Source organism: Psychromonas sp. psych-6C06, assembly GCF_002835465.1.
In the GTDB taxonomy this organism is placed as follows: domain Bacteria; phylum Pseudomonadota; class Gammaproteobacteria; order Enterobacterales; family Psychromonadaceae; genus Psychromonas.
This window is the reverse complement of sequence record NZ_PIZM01000009.1, coordinates 49,060-61,327: the sequence shown is the minus strand read 5'-3', so window position 1 is coordinate 61,327 and position 12,268 is coordinate 49,060. Positions and strand designations below refer to the sequence as shown.

At 39.7% G+C, this 12,268-nt stretch carries 12 protein-coding genes; 10 read left to right on the top strand and 2 right to left on the bottom strand.

Going from position 1 to position 12,268, the window contains the following annotated elements:
* The first annotated feature begins 119 nt into the window (after positions 1-119).
* Both CW745_RS12895 and CW745_RS12890 read left to right on the top strand, forming a co-directional pair.
* On the top strand, positions 120-2,249 hold the full coding sequence (locus CW745_RS12895; protein WP_238596819.1) for a protein-disulfide reductase DsbD domain-containing protein: 2,130 nt from the start codon (positions 120-122) through the stop codon (positions 2,247-2,249).
* Between the two features lie 4 nt (positions 2,250-2,253).
* Complete coding sequence (locus tag CW745_RS12890) at positions 2,254-2,784, top strand: protein disulfide oxidoreductase (protein ID WP_101109104.1); 531 nt, start codon at positions 2,254-2,256, stop codon at positions 2,782-2,784.
* Here CW745_RS12890 and CW745_RS12885 read toward each other — a convergent pair.
* Positions 2,770-3,609, bottom strand: coding sequence for a transporter substrate-binding domain-containing protein (locus CW745_RS12885; protein WP_101109103.1), 840 nt, complete (start codon positions 3,607-3,609; stop codon positions 2,770-2,772). The genes CW745_RS12890 and CW745_RS12885 overlap by 15 nt on opposite strands.
* Before the next feature lie 80 nt (positions 3,610-3,689).
* Positions 3,690-4,172, bottom strand: a complete 483-nt coding sequence (locus CW745_RS12880; protein ID WP_101109102.1) for a hypothetical protein — start codon at positions 4,170-4,172, stop codon at positions 3,690-3,692.
* A 211-nt stretch (positions 4,173-4,383) separates the two neighbouring features.
* Between CW745_RS12880 and aroE the strand changes: the two genes are divergently transcribed.
* The 8 genes from aroE to coaA all read left to right on the top strand — a co-directional run bounded on the left by aroE (position 4,384) and on the right by coaA (position 12,182).
* The gene (gene aroE / locus CW745_RS12875) at positions 4,384-5,199 is read left to right on the top strand and encodes a shikimate dehydrogenase (RefSeq protein WP_101109101.1); all 816 of its coding nucleotides are present in this window, start codon (positions 4,384-4,386) and stop codon (positions 5,197-5,199) included.
* 26 nt (positions 5,200-5,225) lie between these two features.
* Positions 5,226-5,489 carry a YihD family protein gene (locus CW745_RS12870; RefSeq protein WP_101109100.1) on the top strand — a complete coding sequence of 88 codons (264 nt, stop codon included), beginning with the start codon at positions 5,226-5,228 and terminating at the stop codon, positions 5,487-5,489.
* Positions 5,490-5,938: 449 nt separating this feature from the next.
* Positions 5,939-7,276 carry a hypothetical protein gene (locus tag CW745_RS12865; RefSeq protein WP_101109099.1) on the top strand — a complete coding sequence of 446 codons (1,338 nt, stop codon included), beginning with the start codon at positions 5,939-5,941 and terminating at the stop codon, positions 7,274-7,276.
* Between the two features lie 64 nt (positions 7,277-7,340).
* Positions 7,341-8,744, top strand: a complete 1,404-nt coding sequence (gene ccoG / locus CW745_RS12860) for a cytochrome c oxidase accessory protein CcoG (protein ID WP_101109098.1) — start codon at positions 7,341-7,343, stop codon at positions 8,742-8,744.
* Between the two features lie 65 nt (positions 8,745-8,809).
* Complete coding sequence (locus CW745_RS12855) at positions 8,810-9,805, top strand: serine/threonine protein kinase (protein ID WP_101109097.1); 996 nt, start codon at positions 8,810-8,812, stop codon at positions 9,803-9,805.
* Between the two features lie 24 nt (positions 9,806-9,829).
* The gene (locus CW745_RS12850) at positions 9,830-10,438 is read left to right on the top strand and encodes a thiol:disulfide interchange protein DsbA/DsbL (protein WP_101109096.1); all 609 of its coding nucleotides are present in this window, start codon (positions 9,830-9,832) and stop codon (positions 10,436-10,438) included.
* Between the two features lie 150 nt (positions 10,439-10,588).
* On the top strand, positions 10,589-11,254 hold the full coding sequence (locus tag CW745_RS12845) for a uridine kinase (protein ID WP_101109095.1): 666 nt from the start codon (positions 10,589-10,591) through the stop codon (positions 11,252-11,254).
* The gene (gene coaA / locus CW745_RS12840) at positions 11,232-12,182 is read left to right on the top strand and encodes a type I pantothenate kinase (protein WP_101109094.1); all 951 of its coding nucleotides are present in this window, start codon (positions 11,232-11,234) and stop codon (positions 12,180-12,182) included. The genes CW745_RS12845 and coaA overlap by 23 nt, the downstream gene beginning before the upstream one ends.
* Positions 12,183-12,268 lie beyond the last annotated feature (86 nt).

Below are 12,268 nucleotides of genomic sequence, written 5' to 3'. Positions count from 1 at the left end.
AAGGCATAGAGTGAACTTTATAGGCATTCTCGACTCTGATGAAAAACAGATAATTCATTGAAATTTTTCTGTAAAATAACCTGTCTTACTAATCGACACATACGATTTGGAGCATTACCTTGAAAACCCTATCCAGTTATAAACCTCTATTAGCATTGCTACTGATATTCTGTAGTTGGCCATTATTCAGCGCAGATTTTATTCAAACCAATAGTGGCTGGTTAACTAGCCCAATGCATAAACCCGTTTCAGTACAAGCACAAATGACCGGACAGGTTGATCCTGATGCTAAAACAGCAGAGTTGCTATTAGATATTAATCTCGAGGGTGATTGGAAAACCTATTGGCGATCGCCGGGAGAAGGAGGGGTCGCTCCTACTTTTATGTGGCAAAATGAGTCTAAAAACATTAAAAATATCAACTGGTTTTGGCCAGCCCCACAACGTTATCCAGTTCTAGGTGTTGATACATTAGGCTATAAACACCAAGTTCATCTTCCTTTAAGCCTCGAATTAAAGGATTTAAACCAACCGACCCTATTAAAAGGGCGATTGACCCTTGCATCATGCACAACAATTTGTGTGCTGAGCGATTACGATATTGAACTCGCATTTACGACAACAGATTTAGTCGTTGATCAAACAGTCGCCTTTAATTATGCACAGGCAATGGGCGCAGTACCAATACTGATCGACGAAGAGCAAATTAATGCAGGCCAAGAAAGCGCATCAATTACAGCTATTACCCCTTATTGGAACCAGACTAAACAACAGCTCATCGTACAGGTAAAAAACCAATTTAACTGGCAACAACCAGATGTATTTGTCGACTTACAAAACCCTGATTTAGATGGCATCTTCTTTTCCACACCAAAAGTTGAAGTACAAGGAAAAACCTTAAACGCAACGTTTGATGTTTCAAGTTGGGCTGGCGAAGTTAATCTAACAAAGACCCAAATTCATACTACGGTTGTTGACAATAATATTGTTGCTGAGTTAATTGCGATGAGTAGTGATCAACCGCTTGCAACTCAATCGACCACCAATAATCTATTATCTATGTTTTTAATCGCCTTACTGGGGGGGGTAATTCTTAATATCATGCCTTGTGTTTTACCTGTTTTGGGAATGAAATTAAGCTCCATATTAGGGGCACATGGCATTCAAAAGTCTCACATTCGCAAACAATTCTTAGCCTCTTCATTGGGAATTCTCACCTCATTTTGGTTACTTGCACTATTTTTGCTCACATTAAAGCTGTCTGGTGAAGCATTGGGATGGGGGATCCAATTTCAAAATCCATATTTCATCGCCACCATGGTAGCAATCACAGCCCTGTTTGCAGCTAATATGTTAGGACTTTTTGAGATTCAACTGCCCTCTAGCATGCAAACCTGGTTAGCCACAAAAGGTGATCAATCCTATCTCGGTCATTATTTACAGGGCATGTTTGCCACATTACTGGCGACGCCTTGTAGCGCACCTTTTCTTGGCACAGCGGTTGCGTTTGCTTTAGGCGCGTCAACGATTGAATTGTTTGCTATTTTTAGTGCTTTAGGATTAGGCATGGCATTACCTTGGTTGCTAATAGCGCTATTTCCATCGATTGCACAGCTATTGCCTAAGCCAGGTAAATGGATGGGTACCGTTAAACTTATTTTTGCCTTAATGATTTTAGCCACCAGCTTATGGTTAATAAGCTTACTGAGTAGTTTTATCGGCTTAACTAATGTTATTGTGCTCACCCTTATTTTACTGGTGTTATTATTTGTTTTAATTGCTAAAAAACATGGTAAAAAAACATTACTTATTAGCCTCGCAGCACTTCTCATCTTTGGTGCTATTGGCTTATTAATCAGTAGCCTTACCGCTAAACATTGGGCAACACCATTAGCAACAGATTTGCAATGGCAACCGCTCGATACTGCACGACTCAAACAACATGTTGAAGCTGGTAAAACCGTGTTCGTCGATGTTACCGCAGATTGGTGTGTGACCTGTAAAGCAAACAAAATCGGCGTGATACTGCAAGATCCAATATACAGCGCACTGCAAGCAGATAATGTAATTCTAATGAAAGGAGATTGGACGGTTCGCTCCGATAACGTTACTGACTATCTTCAATCCTATGGACGTTATGGCGTACCTTTTAATATCGTTTATGGCCCAACAACACCACTAGGCATTGAGCTCTCCACCATTTTAAGTAGCGATGCCGTACTCGACGCACTGGCGCAATCACAGGAGTAATAACATGCACCAAGAAACACCACTAAAACCCCAAAAGCGACGCAAAGGATGGCTCGGCTGGCTTAAAGAAATACTCATATTTACCATCATTGTGGTAATAGTTGGCTGGGGAGCCGATCTCTGGCGCAGTAAATCGATGGCATCAGGAAAAGCGCCCACCCTTGTGACTGAGTCGGTATTAGGTGACAAGATAGACTTAATAGCGATGAGCACAGAGAAGCCAGTTATGGTCTATTTCTGGGCAACATGGTGCTCTATTTGCAGTGCGGTTTCACCCTCTGTTGATTTTCTCTCTGGGCAATATCAAGTAGTCAGTGTTGCACTTACGTCTGGTGAAAAGCAGCGTATTAAGCAATACCTAAATGCTAAAGATTATAATTTTAACGTGGTAAATGATCCCAAAGGTGAAATTAGCCGTGATTGGGGAGTCAGTGTAACGCCGACTATTTTTATTATTGATAAAGGCGAAATAAGCTCAGTAACAACTGGGTTTACTTCGCCAATGGGCATGTGGTTGCGTCTATTTTTTGCTTAGCAGCTCTTCTATATTAACGCCATAATATTGAAGAAATAGATTATTCGTATACCCCTCTTTTTTAAGCTCCATTAATGCCTGTTGGAAACGATAGGCAGTTGAACGTTCAGCGACTCGTTTAGGAAAGTTGTTATAATCAAGCTCTTTACTTGGATCATAATCCGGATTTGCTTCCTCTTTTAAATGTGGGGAAGCACGCGAGAAGCCAACGGTTAATTCAGTTAAACCACCGCAACAATTAAGATGAAACTTTAACTCTTTTGCTCTGGGGTGATCTTTTAAATAATAAGAAAGCGTGCCTATTTCATCTTCATAAAAGTCCGCATTTTTATTTAGAATATAATCAATGGCACTTTCAAAACTCAGTTCGGGTGGTGTTTTTATGGTAACGCCATACTCATTTGCATCAACCGATGTACCACCATAGGCGCGTAAAATACTTTTCCCTTTTAAATCATAGAAACTGTTTATTTCTGGTACCTCTACTCGTGTTAAACCGATATCAGCAGAAGGCAGACCATTTGCAAAAAAGAGAATATATAGGGAACGTTCTTCACGGAAGCTAAGTCCTGGATAAAAATCTAACGTGCCACGACCAAGGTCGCGCAAAATACGTTTTTTAGGTTGACGCGATACTTCTAGTTGGCAACCAATGCGTTTCGCGGCCTTAGTATATAGATCTAAATATAATCCTTTGTTACTGGGCTGTGCTTCGATATTGGGTAATCGAGCCGTGGTCCGGTAGCCCATCTTCAATGTACAAGCTTGGCTTGGTAGGATGAAAAAAGAAAAACATAGCGTGGAGAATAATATTAGTAGCTTCATACTCACCTCAATTTATCTATTGCGTGATAAATCTTAGTGCATAAATAAGCGACAATCCAATCAGCCCAGTGGCGCTACCTTTAACACCCGGTACTTTGGATTCGATAAAATGCTTTTTGTATCTTAGCTTCTCCTGAGACCGAAACTAATTTAGTTGCTTGTATATAATCTAGATAACAACCATCATTTTTAAAGGGATCTAAATATAAACGCAAGACTCCCGGGCTTTGGCTAACAGAAAAGTGATATAAGCCAACCTCTAAAAAACGTTTTAAATCCTCTTCCTGTGCACGTAACTCGCCATATACTAAATAGCCCCCAGCATCTTTTTCGCCTAACACTTCTGTTTTTAATAACGGTTCATCTTGTAACCCTTTAATGACGGCACGACTATATAATATACGATTAACCGCATCTAAGTTTAGCGCGGTCGCATTCAACGTTTTGATACGTGCCTCTACACCGACACCCACAAATTTAGGTAGTGCAAAAACAGCCAAAATAAACAATAAGATAATGATGACAATCAATTCAAACAGTGGAAATTCGATACGCTTTTTCACTAATTACTCAACCTCTAAACCTGCTATGAATACACACTTACCTTTTTATTATGCGCTGAAATAAAGCTTTTACCATCATTCAAAAAAACAATATCTCTACCTCAGTCAATAAACCCTAATTTTATTACGCTTTTTTATTGGCTCATATGTTGAAAATGAGAGATTTATGCTAAATTACAGCGCATAAATTACCTACCATTTTGGAGCTTTCATGGATCAGTACGCTGTTTTTGGTAACCCGATAAAGCAAAGTAAATCACCTTTTATCCACACACTTTTTGCAACACAAACTGCACAACAACTTGTTTATCGTGCAATAGAGCCTTCAGATGAAGACTTTAAAGTCACCCTAGGCAACTTTTTTTCCAATGGTGGTAAAGGTTGTAACATTACCATGCCCTATAAAGAGCAAGCTTTTCAATTCGCACAACAACTTACCGATCGCGCAACGCTCGCAGGTGCAGTTAATACATTAAAGCTAACCGATGATAATGTAGTTATTGGCGATAATACTGATGGTGCAGGGTTAGTCTTAGACCTTAAAAACAACCATGTTGACCTCAGTGGCGCACGTATTTTATTACTCGGAGCAGGTGGTGCAGCAAGAGGTGTGTGTGGGCCATTGTTGGCAGAATCACCTAAAGAGTTAGTAATTGCTAACAGAACTTTTAGCAAAGCACAGACCTTAGTGTCTATTTTCCAAGGGCTGGGTAATGTTTGTGCCAGTGAGCTTTCGCAATTAGAGGGTGAGTTCGACCTTATCATTAATTCAACGGCATGTAGTATCAATGGCGAGCTTCCCGCAATTAATGATGCGCTTATCCGCCCAGAAACAGCGATATATGACATGATGTATAGTGCACAAGCAACCCCTTTTAATGCATGGGCTAAACAGTTAGGCGCACGCTTAACCATTGATGGTTTAGGCATGTTAGTAGGCCAAGCAGCTGAAAGTTTTGCGATGTGGCGAGGAATCAAGCCCGGTGCAAAACAGGTGTTAACCGAGCTACGACATAATTTATCATAAATAATATTTAACAACAGGAGATACTTATGCAATGCCATCGCGTCAATGAAGTGTTGGAATTACTGAAACCATACTGGTTAAAAAACAAAGAGCTAAGCCTACTTGAAGTATTAGCTTTATTAAGTAAAGAAGCTGGCTTTAAAGAACCTATCGACAAGCTCAGTGATGAAGTGATCATTTACCAACTTAAAATGGATCAAACCGAAGAGGGCGAGATGATTCCGGGCATTAAAAAAGATTGCGAAGATGACTTTCAAACAGCATTGCTAAAGGCACGTGGACTTATTTAAATAGCTCGTTAGACAATCAGCGCTAAGCTAATCAACTGAAGTGGTAAGCGCTATATAACCTCAACCCTGATGAATGCAAGCGTGATAATATTTTGAATCAGACAGCTATGATTTTTTAATATAAAGCGCCATGAGTGTTGCGTAACTGAAGACGAGTTATGGTCACAATAACGGGTTATTATTAGATAATTTACACCAATCGAATTGAGGATGATATCTAAATGTTGCGCAGGAAAAATGACTTAACTCAAGACTAAATTCGACGTATATAGTTGTTTTTTAGAAAACTTCAACGAAGAGATAAGTTACTTTAAGGCGTACAATAGGTCAGCTATTTATTTCATTTGGTATTAACGCAGAAGCCCGCCTAAATAGCGGTGTTGTATCGCTTTGCTTATCCAGAAAAGGGATTATTGACAAAGGTAGATATGATTAAACAAGGAATGAATATGATCTATCCATTAACGCTATTACCGCTAATTGGTGCAACCTTACTCCTCACGGCTTGTAAAGACTCAACCGCTCCCGTTAATAACAATGCAACCGACTTAGACCATATCTATACCTACATAGAACAAACATACCAAGAGCCATTGCAAGATCCTGCTAGTTGCGTCAACTACACCCGTTCTTGCCATGTTGAAGCATTACCTTTTATCGCGATGAGCTACCCTGAAACACAAATCCCGCAGATCATGTCACGTGTTGTTGTCTCACATGATTGGATGGGAGAGCGCTTCGAAGCTCTATTGACTCATCTTCCCAAAGAGATACTCACCTTGCTTGGCTCCGTCACAGCGATAGTCATTGCAGATAATATTCGCCCCTCTTTTTACTGGACAGGCTCTGGTGCTATCTATCTTGATCCAGCTTCGTTATGGTTAACCAATGAGGAAAAGCTCACTATTGACCAAACTTCCGATTACCGAGACGAATTAGGCGCAAATCTGAGCTATGATTTTTTCCATCGCTTCGTTAAACAGGGGCAAGCAGCCTACCGCACGTACTCATTAAGCAACAGCGAAGAGCGAACTCTTGATGATATTATTATTCCAATGGCGAGCTTACTCTTTCATGAATTAGCACATGCTAATGATTTTATGCCCGCTTCATTAATGGTTTCGCTACATTTAGATCAAACAACACGATCCGAAATTGCACGTTTTTCTGTGTTGCGGTTAAATCAACAATTAAAGCAACGCTATCCAATTGTCGATAGCACTCTCATATCACAGGCAAAAATATTATATACCGGGACAACGGCTACTGAAGAGGAAACACAGCACAGTGCTAGCTATCTTGGTGACTTAATGTCACAGGAGGGGGCAAATCATCTTTATGCCTACTCGCATCAAGCCGAAGATGTCGCAATGTTATTTCAAGCAACCATGCTCAACTATTATTATGGTATTGAGATGGACAGCGCCTTTGTAATAAAACCACAGAACGACAGTAATTATTGTGAAGACTATATTGTGGGCTGGGGGCAACGTAACCGTATCGCCGATCCAATGAGTAAACAACGAGCACAATTTGTGAGTGAGCAGTTATTAACAGATTTAGATTTATCACCTTTTTTTGCACAACTCACTCCACCACAAACATTTCCTGATTTAACCAATTGGTGCAATATTAGCCTTTCCTCAACCGATGAAAGCAACTCATTTAGCGAATCCACTTTAACCGACAATGACAGCAACTCAATAAAAGCAAAATCAAGTCGTCAGCAGGTAAATAGTGAACTGCTTAGACATCATCATCACGGTGTGATCACATCCTTTAACTAATTACTTTAGAATTTCCTAATATAAACTTATAATAATCATTCAATCGCTTGTTAGGTATCGAAAAATGACTGAACGCATCAAAGTAAAAGAGATCAAAACATCGACACAATCAAATGTTGATCGCTATAACCCAAGTAATCGAATCTATGTTCGTGCTGTTTATGGTTTATATCAAAAACTCCGCCGTTATACTGGCTGGGGACTGATTATTCTTTTTTTAGCCTTACCCATGATTCGTTGGAATGGGCACCAAGCCGTATTGTTTGATATTGCCAAACAACAGTATCATATTTTTAACCTCACTCTTTTCCCACAAGACTTAACGCTCTTAGCATGGATATTTATTATCGCAGCCTTTGGGTTGTTCTTCATTACCACCTACTTAGGTCGAGTTTGGTGCGGTTATACATGCCCACAAACTGTCTGGACCTTTATCTTTATCTGGTTTGAAGAACGTTTTGAGGGCACTGCAAATAAACGTAAACGACTTGATCAAATGCCTTGGAATGCCAACAAAATATGGCGAAAAGCAGCCAAGCATACGGGCTGGATAACTGTTTCTTTACTAACCGGTCTGGCATTTAGCTCTTACTTTGTCCCGGTTAACGAGCTTTATTTCGACTTTTTAACCTTTAATGCCGGTTTTGCAACAACAGCAAGCGTACTCTTTTTTGCAACCATTACTTATGCAAATGCAGGTTGGATGCGTTCAATCGTATGTACTCATATGTGCCCTTACGCGCGTTTCCAGTCCACTATGTTTGATAAAAATACGTTTATTGTTGGTTACGATGCAACACGTGGTGAAAAACGTGGTCCGCGTCGTCGCAAAGCAGATCCAAAAGAGCTTGGATTAGGCGACTGTGTTGACTGTGACCTATGTGTACAAGTTTGCCCAACAGGTATTGATATACGTGATGGCTTGCAATATGAGTGTATCAACTGTGGCGCATGTATTGATGCTTGTGATGAAACGATGGAGAAAATGGGGTATGAAAAAGGTCTAATCTCTTATACTTCTGAACAAAAACTAGAAGGCAAAGAAACTCACGTGTTACGCCCTAAGATTATCGGTTACGGTTTAATGTTACTGGTAATGGTCGGTATGTTTATCACTAATTTGGTGAACCTAAGTAGCGCAGAATTGGAGATTTTACGTGATCGTACAGCCCTTTATCGTGAAAATAGTGAAGGTTTAATAGAGAATACCTACACACTTAAAGTTCTCAATAAAACCGTTGAAACACAAACATATGATCTTTCTTTCTCAGGCCTTGAAGATGCACAATTAATTGGCCCTAAACAAATCATTATCAAATCGGGAGAGATATTAACGCAGCCAATCTCTATTGCAGTCGATGCTTATGGGATGAAAGAGAAAAAAGTAATGCTGACAATTAAACTCACCAGTAGCACAGGCGATGTAGAAGAGATTGAGCAACAAAGTCCTTTCTTTACTGGCTCCTAATTTACAAATCATTTGCGCAATATCAAAATGGAGCTTAGGCTCCATTTTCTTTTTTAGGATACTCTATGACCGACTCAAATTTTAGTTACCTCTCCCTTACCCCTGAATTACAGCTCGATGCACTTGCAAGTATCGGTATTTATCCAGAAACAGGCCTGATGCAACTCAACTCTTATGAAAACCGTGTGTCACTCTTTACCGATGAAAATAGAATTAGATATGTGGTTAAGTTTTACCGCCCGAAACGTTGGAGTGAAGCACAATTACTAGAGGATCATAGTTTTAGCTTGGCATTAAAAGAACAAGGAAATTGCTTATCGGCACCCGTATCTATCGAGGGAAAAACGCTGTTTCTGTTTGAAGGCTATTACTTTGCGTTATTTAAAAGTCTTTCTGCACGTAGTCTGGAGGGGGATAACCTTGATCACCTTTATGAAGTGGGCGTTACACTTGGAAAATTACACCGAAGTAGTAGTGAGCAATCAAACTTCACATCACGAGAAATATTGGATGTCGACACCCTGCTAACTCAGCCTATTAAACAACTTAAACAAAGCGAACTCATTCCAGCTATGATTCGTGATGACTTATTTATTGCGCTTGATAACGTGGCACAACAAGCTGCAGATTTATATGAAAAGCAATCGTTTAACGCTATTCGTTTACATGGAGATTGCCATGCAAGTAATATTTTAATGGATAACGATACCCCCTACTTAGTTGACTTTGACGATTGCAAAATGGGCCCTGCTGTACAGGATATTTGGATGTTGTTAAGTGGAACAACACAGGAAAAACAGCTTCAATTGTCCACTGTTTTAGAAGGTTACGAACAAGAATTTTCATTTAATGCTACAGAATTAGCCCTCATCGAACCTCTTCGCAGTATGCGTATCATCCATTACGTGAGCTGGATCAACAAACGTTGGTCAGATCCTGCTTTTCCATTGAACTTTCCATGGTTTACCACTGACCAATACTGGCAGGAATTGTTACAATCACTGCAACAACAGATCATTAATATGCAAGCACCATCATTATCCACTCAGCCTGCTTATTAACATTACTTATTAAAGGGAATAAAAATGAAAAAGTTTTTCGCAATTTTCGTAGCATTAGTATTGCTACCACTTTCAATTCAAGCGGCTGATTTTGAAGAGGGAAAGCACTACACCGTTGTTAAAGAGACAGCCACAGCAAAGCCTGAAGTACTTGAGTTTTTCTCATTTTATTGCCCGCACTGTTTTAAATTTGAACCACTAATGGCGCAAATAGAAGCAAAAGTTGGTGATAATGTTGAAGTCAGCAAAAACCATGTTAACTTTTTAGGTAAAGAGATGGGCGCGCAGTTAACAACCGCCTATGCAGCAGCTGATTTATTAGATGTGAAAGAGAAAGTAGCTAGCCTTATTTTTGATCGACTTCATACACAAAAGAAAGCAATTAATGGCGAAAAAGACATTCTTGCAATCTTTGAAAAAGCAGGCATCTCTAATCCAGAAGCAAAAGGAGCAATGGCAAGCTTTCCAGCGGCTGGCATTGCGTCACAGATGAAGCGTAATACAGAAACCTTTAAAATTCGTGGTGTACCTGCCATCATTGTTAATGGTAAATACCAAGTAATTAATAACTCAGTTAAAAGCACTGATGAATTTGTTGAACTAGTCGATTTTTTAACCAAAAAAACGGACTAAAGTAGTGACGCCAATCAGTGATGACATAAAACTGACTGGCGCATTCCTTCAAAAATGATATAAAGCAATAGGGTCACTTCGGTGGCCATTTTTGTGCCCACTGATATTTAAAGTTATAATGCGTGCACATCGATAAATGGAGTATTGTCTTTGAAAACCGTATTTAATACTGCCGCGCAAATCAAATCAGAGTTGCGCGATTTACATGCTAGAAAAGGCTCTAATAAAGCACAGATTGTTGCTATTAGTGGCATTGAAGGTGGCGGTAAACGAGCATTAACACAAAAAATTGCTAATGCCTTACAATTAGATGGAATTTCCGTTGCTATCGTACATAGCGATGACTGGGAAGCGGCTGCGAATGTACGTTTTAACGTAATGAATAGCCCTGAGCAATATTACCTTAATGCTTATCGTTTAGATGAAATGGTTGAAGAACTTATTTTGCCATTAAAGTTGTTTGGTAGTATTAAAGCTTCGGTGACACTGGATGATGTAATGAATCCACGTACAGTGGATTATGACTTTGAAAAAATTGATATCATTCTTATCGAAGGCGTTTACCTTCTACAAAGTGCTTATTTAGAGTTATACGACTATAGCATTTGGGTCAAAAGTGATTTTGACGCGGCCTTTGCGAGATTAGACAGTCAAGTCGACATAGAGCAATCACAAGAAGCATTGGTAAATTTGTTTGAAGGATTAATCAAACCCGCAGCCCAATACCATATATTTACCGATGATCCGCAGGGATGTGCGCAAGCGATTTATATCGAAGAAGAAAAAGCAGATAATGACAACCAAGCAAAAACTTAACCACACTGCCTATATGCAATTTGAACGTGCGCAATGGTCTGCATTGCGCAATAATGTCGCATTGACCCTTTCCGAACAAGATCTCGAACAGCTACAAGGTATAAATGAATCGCTCTCCCTTGATGAGGTAGTAGATATCTATTTACCATTATCTCGGTTATTAAACCTATATGTAGAAACACAACAATATCGACATACTGTCCGTGATAAGTTTTTAAATAGCAGTAACGATCAAGCCCCTTATATCATTGGTATTGCTGGCAGTGTAGCGGTAGGAAAAAGTACCACTGCTCGTATATTACAAGCACTACTGTCGCGTTGGCCACAACACCCAAAAGTCGCATTGGTCACCACAGATGGTTTTTTACGCCCCAATCAAGAATTAGTCGCGCGTAATTTAATGCATAAAAAAGGGTTTCCCGAGAGCTTTGATATCAAAGCGTTAGTGAATTTTGTAGCCGCATTAAAATCAGGCAAAGAATCAGTAACAGCCCCTATCTATTCACACTTAACTTACGATATTCTACCCGATAAAAAGCTTGCTGTAGAAAAGCCTGATATCGTTATTTTAGAGGGGTTAAACGTATTACAAACAGCGATCAATTACCCCAAACACCCACACCGTGTCTTTGTCTCTGATTTTGTTGATTTCTCTATTTTTGTAGATGCAGATACTGATCTACTCAAAAGATGGTATATACAACGTTTTCTTAAGTTTCGCGAAGGTGCTTTTACTGATCCTAACGCCTACTTCCATAGTTACTCAAAAATGAGTGAGTCGGAAGCAATTGAAATAGCGGGAAAGATTTGGGATGAAATCAATGGATTAAATTTACAAGAGAACATTCGCCCCACTCGCGATCGCGCCAATCTTATTCTAAAAAAAGCGACAAGCCACCAAGTATCAAGTGTCAAATTGCGCAAGTAACAGCGACCTCCCCCTTTTATTCAAGGCGTCATCAGTTGCGCCTAACCTTAACTGCTTCTGGTGATGTTACAGCACTTCTATAAGCC